The sequence below is a fragment of the Erwinia artemisiae genome, from assembly GCF_051400835.1.
Lineage (GTDB): Bacteria > Pseudomonadota > Gammaproteobacteria > Enterobacterales > Enterobacteriaceae > Erwinia > Erwinia aeris.
Genome location: NZ_JBLFFM010000008.1, coordinates 101,038 through 118,464, shown reverse-complemented (window position 1 = coordinate 118,464; position 17,427 = coordinate 101,038). Strand labels below are relative to the sequence as shown.

Genomic DNA, 17,427 nt, shown 5'->3' with positions numbered 1-17,427 from the left:
GACGACCCGGCCGCCTACTGTTTGGGAAACTGCTTTTTCTGCCAGGCCAGCAGTTCAAACACGCCAAAAAAGAAGATCTTAGCCTGAAGCGCGCCGCTCAGTTTTGGCGCCTCTTTAGCCTGCGTGGCGCGCATCAGCACCAGCTGTAAGCCGTGCATAATCACCATAAAGAACAGCGCGACGTTAATAAAATATTTTAGCGGCGCGGGGTAAGGATGGATCAGGTTGAGCAGCAAAAAGGCCCATACGCATACCATCAGCGCTCTGCCCAGATTAATCAGCATGGCTTTCTCTCTTCTCAGGGGAACGACGAACATAAAGACGACAGGCAACCTGTCCGGCGACCTTCTCGCGGTACAGCTGCCAGTTTACCGGCACGGGCGGCACGCCGCTTTCCACTTCGCTTTCTACATAGATTAAGGCTTCTTCCGCCAGCCAGCCCTGGCTTTCCAGCAGCGTCAGCGTTTCTTCCAGCAGCCCTTTGCGGAACGGCGGATCGATAAAGGCCAGCTGGTGAGGTTCGCCAGGCTTCGCCAGAAACTGTAGCGTATTGGTATTAATCACGCGGCCGTTTGCCGCGCCCAGCGTGGCCAGGTTTTTCTCCAGCTGCTGCGCGACCGGGCGCTCCAGCTCCAGCAGCGTAGCCGAGGCCGCATGGCGCGACAGCGCTTCCAGCCCCAGCGCGCCGCTGCCGGCAAAGCAGTCCAGACAACGCGCGCCCTGAATATCGGGCGCCAGCCAGTTAAACAGCGTCTCACGCACGCGATCGGTGGTAGGGCGCAGTCCGGCACTGTCGGGCACCGGCAGCTTTCTGCCGCGCCACTGGCCGCCAATGATGCGGATCTGTCCGGCGCTGCCGCCGCGAGGTTTTTTATTCATCTGACTTAACTCTTCATAATTTGTTGCACAGTTTAACGGGCTTACCGGGCAGAGGAAACGTAAAAAGGGTGCTGTGTTGCGTCAGCAGGAAAGTGTTAGACTAGGGGATTAAGATTATTTTCAGAGACCTGACGGTTTTTTTCCCCGCGAGGAGTGTGGTTGCACCATGGCAAAAAATAAAAAACGTGGCTTTTTTTCCTGGCTGGGATTAGGACGCGAAGAAAAAGCGCCTGAGGAAGAGGTCCAAACGTCAGAACAGCAGCAGAGCGAAACCGCAGACGCCGCCACGCCCCCTGACGTGGAGCAGCGCGCCGAAGCCGTTGTAGAAGTGACGGAAACCGTCGCTCGCGAGCAGGCAGTACGAGACCCGAACGAACAGGCCAGAACAGAGCCGGAAGCGCGCGCAGCCGCTAAACCTGCCGCCAGGACGGAGCCGAAAGAGGAGCCGTTGCCGGAAGAGCTTGCGGTCGCTAAGGCGGAGCCAGAAGAAGAGTGGCTGCCGGAAGCGAGCGTAGCCGCCAGGCCGGAACCGGAAGAAGAGCCGTTGCCGGAAGAGCTTGCGGTCGCTAAGGCGGAACCAGAAGAAGAATGGCTGCCGGAAGAGACGGCGGCCGTACAGGCGGAGCCGGAACCTCTGCCTGAAGAGATTGTTGCTAACGCGCCGGAACCGGAAGAAGCTGCGATCGCCGCCGAACAGGCCGATGACATCACGCCGGAAGAACTGGAAGCCGCCGCGCTCTCTGCCGGTGCCTCAGAAGCTGAGCTGAAGGTCATTGAGGAAGAAGAATCCGTCGCTGCCGCGCTGGTTAAAGTTGAGCAGGCTAACGCCGCTGAAGAGCAGGAGCAGGCTGCGGAAGAGCAGGCGCGCCCGACCAAAGAAGGCTTCTTCGCCCGCCTGAAGCGCAGCCTGGTTAAAACGCGACAGAATTTAGGTTCCGGCTTCGTCAGCCTGTTCCGCGGTAAAAAAATCGATGATGAGCTGTTTGAAGAGTTGGAAGAGCAGCTGCTGATCGCCGACGTAGGCGTCGAGACCACGCGCCGCATCATTACCAACCTGACCGCTCAGGCAAGCCGCAAACAGCTGCGCGACGCCGAAGCGCTATACGGGCTGCTGAAGCAGGAAATGGCCGACATTCTGGCGAAAGTCGAGGCGCCGCTGGACGTCACCGGCAAAACGCCGTTCGTTATCCTGATGGTCGGCGTCAACGGCGTGGGTAAAACCACCACCATCGGCAAGCTGGCGCGCCAGTATCAGGCGGAAGGCAAATCGGTCATGCTGGCGGCGGGCGACACCTTCCGCGCGGCAGCGGTCGAACAGCTCCAGGTCTGGGGGCAGCGTAACAACATTCCTGTTGTCGCCCAGCATACCGGCGCGGATTCCGCCTCGGTCATTTTCGATGCGATTCAGGCGGCGAAAGCGCGCAACGTCGACGTCCTGATTGCCGATACGGCAGGCCGTTTGCAGAATAAATCGCACCTGATGGAAGAGCTGAAGAAAATCACGCGCGTGATGAAAAAACTGGACGAGCAGGCGCCGCACGAGGTCATGCTGACCATTGACGCCAGCACCGGCCAGAACGCCATCAGCCAGACTAAGCTGTTCCATGAGGCGGTGGGCCTGACGGGCATCACGCTGACCAAGCTGGACGGCACCGCCAAAGGCGGCGTGATCTTCTCGGTGGCCGATCAGTTCGGTATTCCTATTCGCTACATCGGCGTCGGCGAAGGCATTGAAGATTTACGCTCGTTCAAGGCAGACGATTTTATAGAGGCACTATTTGCCCGAGAGGACTAGTTAGGATGATTCGCTTTGAAGAAGTCAGTAAGGCTTATCTCGGCGGTCGGCAAGCGCTACAGGGAGTGGATTTTCATCTGCAACCGGGAGAAATGGCGTTTCTGACCGGGCATTCCGGGGCGGGGAAAAGCACCCTGCTGAAACTGATCTGCGGCATCGAGCGCCCCAGCGCCGGCCATATCTGGTTCAGCGGGCACGACATCAGCCGCCTGAAGAGCCGGGAAGTGCCTTTTTTACGCCGCCAGATCGGCATGATTTTCCAGGATCACCATCTGCTGATGGACAGGTCCGTCTATGACAACGTGGCTATTCCGCTGATTATCGCGGGCGCAAGCGGGGAAGATATCCGCCGTCGCGTGTCTGCCGCGCTGGATAAAGTCGGTCTGCTGGACAAAGCGAAAAGTTATCCTATTCAGCTGTCGGGCGGCGAACAGCAGCGTGTTGGCATCGCTCGCGCGGTGGTTAACAAGCCTGCGGTGCTGCTGGCGGATGAACCAACCGGCAACCTGGATGAAGCCCTGTCCGAAGATATCCTGCGCCTGTTTGAAGAGTTCAACCGCGTGGGCGTGACCGTGCTGATGGCTACTCACGACCGGGCGCTGATCGCCCGCCGCAACTATCGTCTGATGACGCTTAATCAGGGGCGTCTGCACGGAGGCAACTATGGCGAATAAGCGTAACCCGCGTCCGGCCGCGCCAAAAGCGGCGAAGCAGCCTTCCAAAAGCAAAGCGCTGAAGGGCGGCTGGCAGGAGCAGTGGCGCTATGCGCTGCGCGGCACCCTGTCCGACATGTGGCGTCAGCCGCTGGCGACGCTATTGACGGTGATGGTGATCGCCATCTCTCTGACCTTGCCAAGCGTGTGCTTTATGGTGTGGAAAAACGTCAGCAGCGCGGCGCAGCAGTGGTATCCCGCGCCGCAGCTGACGGTGTATCTGAGCAAAACGCTGGATGACGACGCGGCGGAGAACGTTGTGGCCCAGCTGAAAAAAGAAGAGGGTGTGGATAAGGTTAACTACCTGTCGCGCGAAGAAGCGATGGGCGAGTTCCGCAACTGGTCCGGCTTTGGCGGCGCGATGGATATGCTGGAGCAGAATCCGCTGCCGGCCGTAGCCATCATCACGCCGCAAATCAATTTTCAAAACTCAGACACCATGAAGAACCTCAGCTCCCGCGTGGCGAAAGTGCAGGGCGTGGATGAAGTAAAAATGGACGACAGCTGGTTTGCCCGGCTGGCGGCGCTGGCAGGTTTGGTCGGCCAGGTAGCGACCATGATCGGCATCCTGATGATCGTGGCGGTCTTCCTGGTGATCGGCAACAGCGTGCGGCTCAGTATTTTTGCTCGTCGCGACACGATTAACGTGCAGAAGCTGATCGGCGCGACCGACGGCTTTATTCTGCGACCGTTTCTGTATGGCGGCGCGCTGCTGGGCTTCTGCGGCGCGCTGCTGTCGCTGGCGCTGTCCGAAATCCTGGTTTTCCGCCTGGAATCGGTGGTCACCCAGGTTGCCGCCGTGTTCGGCACCACCTTTAGCCTGCACGGGCTGGCCTGGGATGAAAGCCTGCTGCTGCTGCTGATTTCGGCCATGATCGGCTGGGTTGCCGCCTGGCTGGCGACGGTGCAACATTTACGTCGATTTACGCCGCAGTAACCTCTTCTCATTTTTTTTGGTATACTATTCCTCTGTTGCATGAGCATCGTGCCGCAGAGGAAGTCCTCCTCGTAAAAATCTTTCCGGCCTGCTCCCCTTCCCGAGAAATGTGTGTATATTACGCACAGCTGATAGTGAACTTGTGGATAACTTTGTAGTCGAAGTAGCACAGATTGCTCTCCTTTCTCGTTATCGTTCACGTAGTCTTGTGAACCGCTCAGGGAAAGTGCGGCAATATTGCTTAATACAGAGAGGGTTTGAATGACCAAAGAAATGCAAACTTTAGCTATTGCTCCTTTAGGCAACCTGGATTCCTATATCCGGGCGGCTAATGCCTGGCCTGTGCTGACGGCAGAAGAGGAAAAAGCGCTGGCTGAACGGCTGCATTACCAGGGCGATCTGGAAGCAGCCAAGAAGCTGATCCTGTCCCACCTGCGCTTTGTTGTTCATGTCGCTCGTAACTATTCCGGCTACGGTCTGCCGCAGGCGGATCTGATCCAGGAAGGTAACATCGGCCTGATGAAAGCGGTACGCCGCTTTAATCCGGAAGTGGGCGTGCGCCTGGTCTCCTTTGCCGTGCACTGGATCAAAGCCGAAATCCACGAATACGTTTTGCGTAACTGGCGCATCGTTAAGGTCGCTACCACCAAAGCGCAGCGCAAGCTGTTCTTCAACCTGCGTAAAGCCAAGCAGCGTCTGGGCTGGTTTAATCAGGATGAAGTTGAAATGGTGGCGCGCGAGCTGGGCGTAACCAGCAAAGACGTGCTCGAAATGGAGTCGCGCATGGCGGCCCAGGATATGACCTTTGATCCGACGCCGGAAGACGAAGGCGAAGGTCGCTCAATGGCGCCAATGCTTTATCTGCAGGACAAATCTTCTGACTTTGCCGACGGCATTGAAGAAGACAACTGGGATAACCATGCCGCAGACAAGCTGAGCGACGCCATGCAGGGCCTGGACGAGCGCAGCCAGGACATTATCCGTGCCCGCTGGCTGGACGATGACAACAAAACCACGCTGCAGGAACTGGCCGACAAATACGGCGTTTCCGCCGAGCGCGTCCGTCAGCTTGAAAAGAACGCGATGAAAAAACTGCGCGTCGCGATTGAAGCGTAATTCGCAGCGGTAAAAAAGGCGGCCTTCGGGTCGCCTTTTTTGTTTTCAGGCTCCGCACGCTGATAAGCTTTTTTATGCTGAAACGCCAGGCCCGACGTGCCAGACCTCAGGTTCGAACCCCAAAGCCCAAAGCCTGAATCCTAATCCCGGGCCTGAATCCTGACCCGGACTTTACAGCCCGAGGCCTTATACCTGAAGCAACTCTTGCTGCCTAAGCCCGCTGCCAAACCCAGCCGTCTGCGTCGGCGATAAATCCTTGCTTGCGCATAAAAGCCGCAAGCCCTTCGTCACCCGTCTTCGCCATCCTCCAGCGTGTTACGGCCGCGTTTTGCGCCAGCACTTCTTCCAGCAGATAGCTGCCGACGCCGCGCCTTCTGGTGACTTCCCGCACCATAAAATCCTTCAGCTCGCCCTGCGCTTCATTCAGCGTCACTTTCACCGCCGCCAGTAGCCGATCGTTGAACTTTGCCGCATAGAGCCGATGACGATCGTCCAGCCTGTTTTCCAGATCTGCCGGATCGTCTTGCGGCCAGATTTTGCTCAGATCCACAAGATCCTGAGCGCTTAAGCGTTGCAGCCTGAGAATAGTCAGTTTCATAAAAAGTTACCGTGCCGACGTGAGAGGCAGATTGTAGCGAAAACGGACGTGAAGAGGCGCGTAACTTTTTTTGTATAAAAACAAAGCAATCTGTCAGGGTGGCGTTTAAAGTTAAAGATAAACGCTGAGTTAATGCGATGAATGCAGAATAACCCGCTGGCTGAATGCCCAAACAGCCCGCATTTGTACCAGTCATTTATGCTAAAGCTGGCGGTAATATCACATGAAGTCAGTTGATTTACAGAAGAAAATTCCTGTTTAATAACCTGAAATTTATAGTCTTATTAATAAAAATGGCTGTATCCCGCGTTAACCTGTTCTTCTTATGGCGTTTATCGACGGGAGCAGTATAAAAAACAGCAAACACAAGATGGGGTAGTCAGGATGAAAATGAAAGGTAGCGCGTTTTTAGCAGGCTGCATGGCGTTGGCGCTCAGTCATGCCGCCGCCGCAGAAGACATTAAAGTAGCCATCGTTGGCGCTATGTCTGGCCCGGTCGCGCAATATGGCGATATGGAGTTCACCGGCGCGAAACAGGCTATTGCCGATATCAATGCCAAAGGCGGCGTCAACGGCAATAAACTGGTCGGCGTGCAGTATGACGACGCCTGCGATCCCAAACAGGCGGTTGCGGTCGCTAACAAAGTTATCAACGACGGTATTCGCTACGTTATCGGCCACCTTTGCTCTTCTTCCACCCAGCCCGCTTCCGATATCTATGAAGACGAAGGCGTACTGATGATTACTCCGGCGGCCACCAACGCCGACCTGACGACCCGTGGCTATAAAATGATTATGCGCACCACGGGCCTGGACTCCGATCAGGGCCCGACCGCGGCGAAATATATTCTTGAACAAATCAAACCGCAGCGTATCGCCGTGATCCACGATAAACAGCAGTACGGCGAAGGGCTGGCGCGCTCCGTGCAGGCGAGCCTGAAAAAATCGGGTGGCAACGTGGTGATGTTTGAAGGCGTGACCGCAGGCGATAAAGACTTCTCCACGCTGGTGGCGCGCCTGAAAAAAGAGAACGTCGATTTTGTCTATTTTGGCGGCTACTACCCGGAAATGGGGCAGATCCTGCGCCAGTCACGCGCGGCCGGGCTGCAAACCCGTTTTATGGGGCCAGAAGGCGTAGGCAACGCTTCGCTCTCTAATATCGCCGGCGCGGCTTCCGAAGGCATGCTGGTTACGCTGCCGAAACGTTACGATCAGGTGCCGACTAACCAACCCGTTGTCGATGCGCTGAAAGCGAAAAAGCTTGATCCAACCGGCCCGTTTGTCTGGACGACCTATGCCGCGCTACAGGCTTTAACCACCGGCATGGAGCGCAGCAAAAGCGCCGAGCCGGAAGAGATTGCTAAAAACCTGAAAGAGGGCGCGCCGGTGCCAACGGTAATGGGTGACTTAAGCTGGGACGCCAAAGGCGATCTGAAAGGCTTTGAGTTCGGCATCTTCACCTGGCATGCCGACGGCTCTTCTACCGCGGTAAAATAATAATAGCGGACGTCATACGCTGACGTCCGTAGCGCGATGCTTCACGGGCTGCCCGCATCATTGCTTACCAGGGTTTGAAGGGGTGGAAATATCGGGGTGCCGGATCGGCCCTGATAACGGACTGCTTTCCGCCCGTGTTGTTAAAGCATCTCTCTTTCCGCCTGGGCGGATAGCAGTAAGGTATTCTTTATGTCCGAGCAGTTTCTCTATTTCCTGCAGCAGATGTTCAACGGCGTCACGTTGGGCAGCACCTATGCGCTGATCGCCATCGGCTACACCATGGTGTACGGCATCATCGGCATGATCAACTTCGCTCACGGCGAAGTGTATATGATCGGCAGCTACGTCTCTTTTATCGTCATTGCCGCGCTGATGATGATGGGCATTGATGCCAGCTGGCTGTTGATCGGCGCCGGTTTTCTGGTGGCTATCGTTATCGCCAGCGCCTATGGCTGGAGCATCGAACGCGTGGCCTATAAGCCCGTGCGTTCCTCCAAGCGGCTGATCGCGTTGATATCCGCCATCGGTATGTCTATTTTTCTGCAAAACTACGTCAGCCTGACTCAGGGCTCGCGCGATCTGGCCCTGCCGGGCCTGGTCAGCGGGCAGTGGACGCTGGGCGTCAGTAACGGTTTTGCCGCCACCATCTCCACTATGCAGGTAGTGATTTGGGTGGTGACCTTTGTCGCGATGCTGGCCCTTACGCTGTTTATCCGCTACTCGCGCATGGGTCGCGCCTGCCGCGCCTGCGCCGAAGATCTGAAAATGGCCAGCCTGCTGGGTATTAACACGGATCGCGTGATCTCGCTGACCTTTGTGATCGGCGCGGCAATGGCGGCGGTAGCGGGCGTTCTGCTGGGCCAGTTCTACGGCGTCATCAATCCTTACATCGGCTTTATGGCCGGGATGAAAGCGTTCACCGCGGCCGTGCTGGGCGGCATAGGCAGCATTCCCGGCGCGATGCTGGGCGGCCTGATCCTGGGCATTGCCGAAGCGCTGACCTCCGCCTACCTCAGCACTGAATATAAAGACGTGGTCTCTTTTGCGCTGCTGATCGTTGTGCTGCTGGTAATGCCAACCGGCATTCTGGGCCGTCCGGAGGTAGAAAAGGTATGAAAAACCTGCTTAACGCCTCTGTTTCCGCGCTGATGCTGGTGGTGCTGGCCGCCTTCTTTATGGGGATGCGCCTTAGCCTGGACGGCACGCATCTGGTGGTTAACAACGCCGGCAGCGTGCGCTGGAACTGGATCGCCCTCGGCTGCGCCGTGGTCTTTTTCTTTCAGCTGCTGCGGCCGGTTTTTCAGCGCGGGCTAAAGAAAATTTCCGCGCCTTCGCTGGTGCTGCCGGGCATTGACGGCTCCACCCCAAAGCAGAAACTCTTTTTGCTGCTGCTGATCGTCGCCGCTGCGGCCTGGCCTTTTATGGTGTCTCGCGGCACGGTCGATATCGCCACGCTGACCCTGATTTATGTAATGCTGGGCCTGGGACTGAACGTGGTGGTCGGGCTTTCCGGCCTGCTGGTGCTGGGCTACGGCGGCTTTTACGCCATCGGCGCCTACACCTTTGCGCTGCTTAATCACTACTTCGGCCTGGGCTTCTGGGAATGTTTGCCGCTGGCGGGCATCGTGGCCGCGCTGTTCGGCCTGCTGCTGGGTTTTCCGGTACTGCGCCTGCGCGGTGATTACCTGGCGATAGTCACGCTGGGCTTTGGCGAAATCGTCCGTATTCTGCTGCTGAACAACACCGAGATCACCGGTGGGCCAAACGGCATCAGCCAGATCCCGAAACCGTCGTTTTTCGGTCTGGAGTTTAACCGCAGCGTGCGCGACGGCGGCTGGGACACCTTCCACCATTTCTTTAACCTGAAATACGATCCCAGTGACCGCATTATCTTTCTCTATATGGTGGCGCTGCTGCTGGTTGTGCTGACGCTGTTTGTGATCAACCGGCTGCTGAGAATGCCGCTGGGGCGCGCCTGGGAAGCGCTGCGCGAGGATGAAATCGCCTGTCGTTCGCTGGGCCTCAGTCCGACGCGCATCAAGCTCACCGCCTTTACCATCAGCGCCGCTTTTGCTGGTTTCGCGGGGAGTCTGTTCGCTGCGCGGCAGGGCTTTGTCAGCCCGGAGTCCTTCACCTTCGCCGAATCAGCCTTTGTGCTGGCTATCGTGGTGTTAGGCGGCATGGGGTCGCAGTTCGCCGTGATCCTCGCTGCCGTGCTGCTGGTGGTTTCACGCGAGCTGATGCGCGATCTGAATGAATACAGCATGCTGGTGCTGGGCGGCCTGATGGTGCTGATGATGATCTGGCGACCGCAGGGCCTGTTGCCGATGCAGCGTCCGCACCTGAAGTTAAAAAGCGTGGAAAAAGGAGAGCAGCCATGAAGCCTTTATTGGCCGTAAACGGCCTGATGATGCGCTTTGGCGGCCTGCTCGCGGTCAATAACGTCGAGCTGGAGCTGCGAGAGCAGGAGATCGTCTCGCTGATTGGCCCCAACGGCGCGGGTAAGACTACGGTATTTAACTGCCTGACCGGTTTTTACCGGCCGACGGGCGGCAGTATCAGGCTGGGCGAGCGCCAGCTGGCGGGCCTGGCGGGGCAGGAGATCGCGCGGATGGGTATCGTGCGCACTTTCCAGCACGTTCGCCTGTTCCGTGAAATGACGGTGATTGAAAACCTGCTGGTAGCGCAGCATCAGCATCTGAAAAGCGGCGTGTTTGCCGGACTGCTGAAAACGCCGGGCTTCCGTAAAGCGGAAAGCGAAGCGCTGGACCAGGCGGCCAGCTGGCTGGATCGCGTAGGATTACTGACGCTCGCTAACCGTCAGGCGGGCAATCTGGCCTACGGTCAGCAGCGTCGCCTGGAAATCGCCCGCTGTATGGTTACGCGCCCGCAAATCCTGATGCTGGATGAACCGGCGGCGGGCCTGAACCCCAAAGAGACGCTGGAGCTGGACGAGCTGATCGCCGAGCTGCGCAACGAACACAAGGTGTCGGTACTGTTGATTGAACACGATATGAAACTGGTCATGGGCATTTCCGATCGCATCTATGTGGTCAATCAGGGCACGCCGCTGGCAAACGGCACGCCGGAAGAGATCCGCAACAACCCGGACGTGATCCGCGCTTATCTGGGAGAAGCATAAAATGGCTATGCTTTCTCTGGAAAACGTCAGCGCGCACTATGGAAAAATCCAGGCGTTGCACAGCGTCAGTCTGCATATCAATCAGGGCGAAATCGTTACGTTGATTGGGGCTAACGGCGCGGGGAAAACCACCATTCTGGGTACGCTCTGCGGAGAACCGCGTGCGACTCAGGGACGGGTGGTTTTTGACGGCAAGGATATTACCGACTGGCAAACGGCGCGCATTATGCGCGAGGCGATAGCCATCGTGCCGGAAGGCCGCCGGGTCTTTTCCCGCATGACGGTAGATGAGAACCTGGCGATGGGTGGTTTTTTTGCCGATCGTCAGCAGTATCAGTCACGTATCAGGCGCGTCTACGAGCTTTTTCCGCGACTTTATGAACGCCGCGTGCAGCGTGCGGGCACCATGTCCGGCGGCGAACAGCAGATGCTGGCGATTGGCCGCGCGCTGATGAGCCAGCCGCGCCTGCTGCTGCTGGACGAGCCGTCGCTGGGGCTGGCGCCGATCATTATTCAGCAGATCTTCGACACCATCGAGCAGCTACGTCAGGAGGGAATGACCATCTTCCTGGTGGAACAAAACGCCAATCAGGCGCTGAAACTGGCCGATCGCGGTTACGTGCTGGAGAACGGCCACGTGGTGCTGAGCGATAGCGGCGAGGCGCTATTGGCTAACGAAGCGGTACGCAGCGCCTATCTGGGCGGCTGAGATTACGGGGCTGGTTTACCGGCCCCTTTATTATTTCCGGTACTTTTCAATTAATAGTCTGCTTATTTTCCACGTTATTAAAATGCTCTCCCGCTTATTCTATTTCTGAAATATTCTGTATTTATTTTTCAAGCCAACGCTGCGTAACCTTAGAAAATGCCGCCTTAAAACATTGTAGATAGCTACGTAGTAGGAGTATGATTTTTGTTCAGCAGTGAATGGAAAACAAGCACAGGGAGAGGCTATGTCGGAACCAAAGGAAGGGCTACTGACTTTTCGCGCGGAAGGCAATAATTTCAGAGGAAGTCGTTATTATTCCAGATTTATTCACTGGCCTGGCAATGCCTCAGCTTGTCAGGGGGATGCGTCGGGCGTGACGATTGGACGCGGATTCGATATGGGCAGCAGAACCAAAGCCGAATCCTGTGGTTATTTGATAAAGGCCGGGGTAGAGGCGAAAAAAACAGAAAAAATTTCTACAGGTAGCCGGCTTAAATTTTGTGAGGCTGAAAAATTCGTCAGACAGCATAAAAATGAAATTGGTGAGATAACCGAATTACAGCAGCTGATGCTGTTTGAAGCTGTTTACCCTGAATATACCAATAAAGCTAAGCGTTTTTATAATAAATATAAGGGCGCTAATGCGGTAGCCTGGCGGGAGCTACATCCGGTTTTAAAAGAGGTATTTATTGATATGCGCTATCAGGGGGCAATGACAATTGGTTATGTATCCTCTTTTAAGCGTAACGATATTGGCAGTGCTTTAAAATTAATTGAATCGATTGGGGATTTATATGGCAAGGACAGATATATAAGAAGAAGGGAGGCGTTAAAAAATGCTTTATAAAAAAATAAAATTGATGATTGTTATTATGATGATTATTGTGCCACTGCCCCTATTTTCTCAGGCGTCTACAGTAGAAGAGAGTACCATAGCATTCTGCCTTAATGAAGGCCCTGTTAGCGCTATAGCGGGCTTTTTTACGGCGCTGGAGTTAAAACGTAATGCGGATTACAATCGCACTTACCAAACGTTTATTAATGAAATAATAAAAAATAAAAGTAATTTTTTGAATTACAATGGGTTTCTTCAGAAAACCAAAAAAGCTAAAGGCTATTTTGATAAATATATGCAAAGTGAATGTCAGGCCTGGGCCGATCAGGTTATAATAGATTCGCCAGCATGGCATACGCTTTATAGTCAGTGCATGATAAGATTTTATGAACAACGCATAAATTTTTATAAAAAATATGACTTTCAATAAATCACAGGTTTCATTTCAGGGATGTTTGTGAACGGTCAAGTTCATCACGAAAAAATTGTCGAATACGATTGGTCGATAATTATTATAGGGTGTAATTAGATTTGTGTAATACCCTGCTTTTCTATTCTCTTATTAACTACAAAGGCAGGCAAGTTATGGATAACAAACAACGCAAATTTCTTATATTAAATCTGGTAAAATCCTTAAAACCCAAGTGATATCAATCATTTTTCTGGAATGGTGACGAATATAACTAACGACTCTTAATACTGAACTGATCGAAAATTTATTGCGGATATGCACGAAGCAGGCGTATGATTTTTGTTCATATTTGAATGACGAATAAGCACAAGGAGAGGCTATGTCGGAACCAAAGGAAGGGCTACTGACTTTTCGCGCGGAAGGCGATAATTTCAGAGGAAGTCGTTATTATTCCAGATTTATTCACTGGCCTGGCAATGCCTCAGCTTGTCAGGGGGATGCGTCGGGCGTGACGATTGGACGCGGATTCGATATGGGCAGCAGAACCAAAGCCGAATCCTGTGGTTATTTGATAAAGGCCGGGGTAGAGACGAAAAAAGCAGAAAAAATTTCTACAGGTAGCCGGCTTAAATTTTGTCAGGCTGAAAAATTTGTCAGACAGCATAAAAATGAAATTGGTGAGATAACAGAAGTGCAGCAACTGAAGCTGTTTGAAGCAGTCTATGATGAATATATCATTGATGCAAAAAGATTTTACAATAAGTACTGCAAGCCTGCCTCGATCTCATGGTTGGATTTAGACCAAAGAATTAAAGATGTTTTTATTGATATGAAGTACCAGGGCGTGCTTCGTACTGACATGGTCAGATTTTTTTCAAATAATGACAAGAATGATGTTGTCAGGCTGATAAAAACGCACTCCCGACTAAAAAAAGATGATGAAAATCGGCAAAGGATAAAATATTTATTGGAAAATAGAAAATGAAAATAAAGTTGATTTTTATAATTATGTTGGCACTGTTTTATACCTTTCCTTGCACTGTAAACGCGCAGGTTGAGTTTGAACAGGTGAACTTTATCGGAGGTGCTTATAATATATATATCAACGATAGTGACTGCCAGGTTTTGACTGATTGCAAAAAAGTTAAAGCTGAAATAGTTGATAAGGGGAAAAAGAAAAAGTATAGCGTCTTTGGGGAGACTATTACAACAGGATTCGGGCATAATCTAAGAGGATATAATTTTTATCGAGGAAAATATAAGTATGAAATATATCGCCCAGAGACAAGATTAAACAATCAGTCAGACCTGAGTAAATGGGTTTTAACCATTTATAAAAAAAATGGTCGTGAGGGTTTTAACAAAATTTTTAGCGAGGAAGGCGAGATGAATATTTGATACTTCCTCAATCAAACCGCGCAGAAGAATTTCATGCTGTGCTTAGCTGTATTTGTAACGATAACCTGTTATCGCCGTTATCGCCGTTATCGCCGTTATCGCCGTTATCGCCGTTATCGTCGCTACCTCCGTCTTCTCTCCGTCACCAGCCCGTCATCCGGCTGTCATGCCATTGTTATCTTTCCGTCATTTTTGCATGTCATTTTACCTGCCGAAGCGTTACAGGGCGCGGCTTTGCGCGTAACAACACCGGGTACAGGAAACCGACATGCCATTGTTCTTCCGACATACCATATGTATTGCACTGGGGCTGGCCTTTAGCGCACAGGCGCTGGCTGTCACCGAGATCCCTTTCTGGCACTCGATGGAGGGCGAGCTGGGCGTAGAGGTCAATTCGCTGGCGCAGCGCTTTAACCAATCGCACCCTGATTACAAAATAGTGCCTACCTATAAAGGTAACTACGAGCAAAGCCTGGCTGCGGGGATCGCCGCCGTGCGTTCTGACCGCGCACCTGCCATTCTTCAGGTTTATGAAGTCGGCACCGCCACGATGATGGCTTCACGGGCAATTGTGCCGGTGTACGAGGTTTTTAAAAACGCGGGTATTGCCTTCGATGAAAAACAGTTTGTGCCGACGGTAGCGGGCTATTACAGCGATGCCAAAACCGGCCATCTGATCTCCCAGCCTTTCAACAGTTCTACGCCGGTGCTTTATTACAACAAGGACGCTTTTAAAAAAGCGGGTCTGGATCCGGAGCAGCCGCCGAAAACCTGGCAGGCGCTGGCTAAAGATGCCGAAGCGCTGCGTAAAGCAGGCATGAGCTGCGGCTATGCCAGCGGCTGGCAGGGCTGGATCCAGATCGAGAACTTCAGCGCCTGGCACGGCCTGCCGGTCGCTACAAAAAACAATGGCTTTGACGGCACCGATGCAGAGCTGGAATTTAATAAGTCGACCCAGATACGCCATATTCAGCAGCTCGCAGAGATGAATAAAAAAGGCGACTTTACCTATTTTGGCCGTAAAGACGAATCCACCGCCAAGTTCTATAACGGCGACTGCGGTATCACCACGGCATCCTCCGGCTCGCTGGCCGATATCCGTCACTATGCCAAATTTAACTATGGTGTCGGCATGATGCCGTACGACGAGACGGTGCCGAACGCCCCACAAAACGCCATTATCGGTGGCGCCAGCCTGTGGGTAATGAAAGGGAAAGATGAAGCGACCTATAAAGGCGTGGCATCGTTTATGCAGTTCCTGACACAGCCGGAAATCGCCGCCGAATGGCACCAGAAAACAGGCTATCTGCCGATCACCACGGCGGCCTACGAGCTGACCCGTCAGCAGGGCTTCTACGAGAAAAATCCGGGCGCCGATATCGCTACGCGTCAGATGCTGAACAAGCCGCCGCTGCCGTTTACTAAAGGGATGCGGCTGGGCAATATGCCGCAGATCCGCACTATCGTGGATGAGGAGCTGGAAGGCGTCTGGACCGGCAAAAAAACGCCGCAGGCCGCGCTGGATAACGCAGTGAAGCGTGGCAATCTCCTGCTCAGGCGCTTTGAGCAAACCGTTAAGTCATAATCTGTAGCGCTGCCGTGCTATACAGCGTACGGCAGCGCCTCGCTAAAACCCTCGCGCCGCACCGTTATCGAGCTTTATATGTCCTCTTCACGCCCTGTTTTTCGTTCACGCTGGCTGCCTTATTTATTAATGTTGCCGCAGCTGTTGATTACGCTGATTTTTTTCCTGTGGCCCGCTGGTGAAGCCTTATGGTATTCGGTGCAGCGCGTCGATCCTTTTGGTCTTTCCAGCACGTTTGTCGGCATGGAAAATTTCACCAGGCTGCTGGACGATGAGTACTATCTCGATTCCTTTAAAACCACGCTGATTTTTAGCGGCCTGGTTACGGTCATCGGCCTGATCGTTTCGCTGTTTTTTGCCGCGCTGACCGATCATGTCCTGCGCCTGAAGCGCTTTTACCAGACGCTGTTTCTGCTGCCTTATGCAGTAGCGCCTGCGGTAGCGGCGGTGCTGTGGATGTTCCTGTTCAGTCCGGGGCAGGGCCTGATTACGCATTTTCTGGCGCAGCTGGGCTATAGCTGGAACCATGCGCAAAACAGCGGCCAGGCGATGACGCTGGTCGTGCTGGCTTCCGTCTGGCAGCAAATGAGCTATAACTTCCTGTTCTTTTTTGCGGCGCTTCAGTCCATTCCCAAATCGCTGATCGAAGCGGCGGCTATCGACGGCGCAGGCCCGGTACGCCGTTTTTTTTACCTCTCGCTGCCGCTGATTACGCCGGTGGGCTTCTTTCTGGTGGTGGTCAATCTGGTATACGCCTTCTTTGACACTTTCCCGGTGATCGATGCCGCCACGGGCGGCGGGCCGGTGCAGTCCACCACCACGCTTATCTACAAAATCTATCGCGAAGGCTTTGCCGGTCTGGATCTCTCTTCTTCTTCCGCACAGTCGGTGGTGCTGATGGTGTTGGTCATCGGGCTGACGGTGATCCAGTTCCGTTTTGTTGAGAAAAAGGTGCGCTACCAATGATTGAAAACCGACGCGGGCTGGCCCTTTTCAGTCAGATCATGCTGGGTCTGGGCGCGCTTACCGTGCTGTTTCCGCTCTATGTCGCTTTTGTGGCCGCTACGCTGAACGACAGCGAGGTGTTCCGGGTACCGATGTCGCTGATCCCCGGCCGTTCGCTGTGGCACAACGTGAGCTTTATCTGGCAGCACGGCGTGGGACAGAACAGCGCGCCTTTCGGCAGGATGCTGTTTAACAGCACGCTGATGGCGCTGGCGATAACCACAGGGAAGATTTCGGTTTCTATCCTCTCCGCTTTTGCGCTGGTCTGGTTTCGCTTTCCGCTGCGCGGCCTGTTTTTCTGGATGATTTTTATCACGCTGATGCTGCCGGTCGAGGTGCGCATTTTCCCGACGGTAGAAGTGATTGCAGACCTGAAGATGCTGGATAGCTATAGCGGGCTGACGCTGCCGCTGATGGCCTCCGCCACCGCCACCTTCCTGTTTCGCCAGTTTTTTATGACGCTGCCTGACGAGCTGGTCGAAGCGGCGCGCATCGACGGCGCCGGGCCAATGCGCTTCTTTTGGGACATTGTGCTGCCGCTGTCGAAAACCAATCTGGCCGCGCTGTTTGTTATCACCTTTATCTATGGCTGGAACCAGTATCTCTGGCCGCTGCTGATTATTAATGATGTTGATTTGGGCACCGCCGTGGCGGGCATTCGCAGCATGATCGGCACCGGCGACGGCACGCCCACGCAGTGGAATCTGGTGATGGCCGCAATGCTGCTGACCATGATCCCGCCGGTAGTGATTGTTTTAGTGATGCAGCGCGCTTTCGTTCGCGGGCTGGTAGAGAGCGAGAAATAG

The 17,427-nt window shown here is 54.1% G+C and carries 19 protein-coding genes; 16 read left to right on the top strand and 3 right to left on the bottom strand.

The window, feature by feature from the left end; all coding sequences use genetic code 11:
* Nucleotides 1–14: 14 nt before the first annotated feature.
* Both ACMGEE_RS17135 and rsmD read right to left on the bottom strand, forming a co-directional pair.
* Nucleotides 15–284 (bottom strand): DUF1145 family protein, encoded by a 270-nt coding sequence (locus ACMGEE_RS17135; RefSeq protein ID WP_253457478.1) that lies wholly within the window; start codon nt 282–284, stop codon nt 15–17.
* Entirely contained in the window at nt 274–879 is a 606-nt protein-coding gene (gene rsmD, locus ACMGEE_RS17130) for a 16S rRNA (guanine(966)-N(2))-methyltransferase (RefSeq protein WP_436830380.1), read from the bottom strand. Before rsmD ends, ACMGEE_RS17135 begins: the two co-directional genes overlap by 11 nt.
* 166 nt (nt 880–1,045) lie before the next feature.
* Here rsmD and ftsY point away from each other — a divergent pair, with 166 nt between their 5' ends.
* The 4 genes from ftsY (at nt 1,046) to rpoH (ending at nt 5,440) form a co-directional block, all read left to right on the top strand.
* Nucleotides 1,046–2,674, top strand: a complete 1,629-nt coding sequence (gene ftsY, locus ACMGEE_RS17125) for a signal recognition particle-docking protein FtsY (protein WP_253457485.1) — start codon at nt 1,046–1,048, stop codon at nt 2,672–2,674.
* A gap of 5 nt (nt 2,675–2,679) precedes the next feature.
* Nucleotides 2,680–3,348, top strand: coding sequence for a cell division ATP-binding protein FtsE (gene ftsE, locus ACMGEE_RS17120; protein WP_125289938.1), 669 nt, complete (start codon nt 2,680–2,682; stop codon nt 3,346–3,348).
* The gene (ftsX, locus tag ACMGEE_RS17115) at nt 3,338–4,324 is read left to right on the top strand and encodes a permease-like cell division protein FtsX (protein ID WP_253457488.1); all 987 of its coding nucleotides are present in this window, start codon (nt 3,338–3,340) and stop codon (nt 4,322–4,324) included. The genes ftsE and ftsX overlap by 11 nt, the downstream gene beginning before the upstream one ends.
* A gap of 261 nt (nt 4,325–4,585) precedes the next feature.
* Entirely contained in the window at nt 4,586–5,440 is an 855-nt protein-coding gene (gene rpoH, locus ACMGEE_RS17110; RefSeq protein WP_125289936.1) for an RNA polymerase sigma factor RpoH, read from the top strand.
* A 211-nt stretch (nt 5,441–5,651) separates the two neighbouring features.
* On the opposite strand, the gene panM is transcribed toward rpoH, so the two are convergent.
* The gene (panM, locus tag ACMGEE_RS17105) at nt 5,652–6,038 is read right to left on the bottom strand and encodes an aspartate 1-decarboxylase autocleavage activator PanM (protein ID WP_436830379.1); all 387 of its coding nucleotides are present in this window, start codon (nt 6,036–6,038) and stop codon (nt 5,652–5,654) included.
* A 384-nt stretch (nt 6,039–6,422) separates the two neighbouring features.
* Here panM and ACMGEE_RS17100 point away from each other — a divergent pair, with 384 nt between their 5' ends.
* The 12 genes from ACMGEE_RS17100 (at nt 6,423) to ugpE (ending at nt 17,427) form a co-directional block, all read left to right on the top strand.
* Nucleotides 6,423–7,535 (top strand): branched-chain amino acid ABC transporter substrate-binding protein, encoded by a 1,113-nt coding sequence (locus ACMGEE_RS17100; protein WP_253457494.1) that lies wholly within the window; start codon nt 6,423–6,425, stop codon nt 7,533–7,535.
* 189 nt (nt 7,536–7,724) lie between these two features.
* Nucleotides 7,725–8,651, top strand: coding sequence for a high-affinity branched-chain amino acid ABC transporter permease LivH (gene livH, locus ACMGEE_RS17095; RefSeq protein WP_125289933.1), 927 nt, complete (start codon nt 7,725–7,727; stop codon nt 8,649–8,651).
* Nucleotides 8,648–9,916: a high-affinity branched-chain amino acid ABC transporter permease LivM gene (locus ACMGEE_RS17090; protein WP_436830378.1), complete on the top strand. Its 1,269-nt coding sequence runs from the start codon at nt 8,648–8,650 to the stop codon at nt 9,914–9,916. The genes livH and ACMGEE_RS17090 overlap by 4 nt, the downstream gene beginning before the upstream one ends.
* A complete protein-coding gene (gene livG / locus ACMGEE_RS17085; protein WP_436830377.1) occupies nt 9,913–10,677 on the top strand; it encodes a high-affinity branched-chain amino acid ABC transporter ATP-binding protein LivG in 765 nt (254 codons plus the stop codon). Before ACMGEE_RS17090 ends, livG begins: the two co-directional genes overlap by 4 nt.
* A gap of 1 nt (nt 10,678) precedes the next feature.
* A complete protein-coding gene (gene livF / locus ACMGEE_RS17080; protein ID WP_253457502.1) occupies nt 10,679–11,386 on the top strand; it encodes a high-affinity branched-chain amino acid ABC transporter ATP-binding protein LivF in 708 nt (235 codons plus the stop codon).
* A 244-nt stretch (nt 11,387–11,630) separates the two neighbouring features.
* Nucleotides 11,631–12,233: a DUF8812 domain-containing protein gene (locus tag ACMGEE_RS17075; protein WP_436830376.1), complete on the top strand. Its 603-nt coding sequence runs from the start codon at nt 11,631–11,633 to the stop codon at nt 12,231–12,233.
* On the top strand, nt 12,223–12,651 hold the full coding sequence (locus tag ACMGEE_RS17070; protein WP_436830375.1) for a hypothetical protein: 429 nt from the start codon (nt 12,223–12,225) through the stop codon (nt 12,649–12,651). Before ACMGEE_RS17075 ends, ACMGEE_RS17070 begins: the two co-directional genes overlap by 11 nt.
* Nucleotides 12,652–13,012: 361 nt before the next feature.
* Nucleotides 13,013–13,618: a pesticin C-terminus-like muramidase gene (locus ACMGEE_RS17065; protein ID WP_436830374.1), complete on the top strand. Its 606-nt coding sequence runs from the start codon at nt 13,013–13,015 to the stop codon at nt 13,616–13,618.
* On the top strand, nt 13,615–14,031 hold the full coding sequence (locus tag ACMGEE_RS17060; RefSeq protein WP_369896154.1) for a hypothetical protein: 417 nt from the start codon (nt 13,615–13,617) through the stop codon (nt 14,029–14,031). The genes ACMGEE_RS17065 and ACMGEE_RS17060 overlap by 4 nt, the downstream gene beginning before the upstream one ends.
* A 268-nt stretch (nt 14,032–14,299) precedes the next feature.
* Complete coding sequence (ugpB, locus tag ACMGEE_RS17055) at nt 14,300–15,616, top strand: sn-glycerol-3-phosphate ABC transporter substrate-binding protein UgpB (RefSeq protein ID WP_436830373.1); 1,317 nt, start codon at nt 14,300–14,302, stop codon at nt 15,614–15,616.
* A 78-nt stretch (nt 15,617–15,694) separates the two neighbouring features.
* Complete coding sequence (gene ugpA / locus ACMGEE_RS17050; RefSeq protein WP_301730919.1) at nt 15,695–16,582, top strand: sn-glycerol-3-phosphate ABC transporter permease UgpA; 888 nt, start codon at nt 15,695–15,697, stop codon at nt 16,580–16,582.
* Nucleotides 16,579–17,427, top strand: coding sequence for a sn-glycerol-3-phosphate ABC transporter permease UgpE (gene ugpE, locus ACMGEE_RS17045; protein ID WP_253457522.1), 849 nt, complete (start codon nt 16,579–16,581; stop codon nt 17,425–17,427). Before ugpA ends, ugpE begins: the two co-directional genes overlap by 4 nt.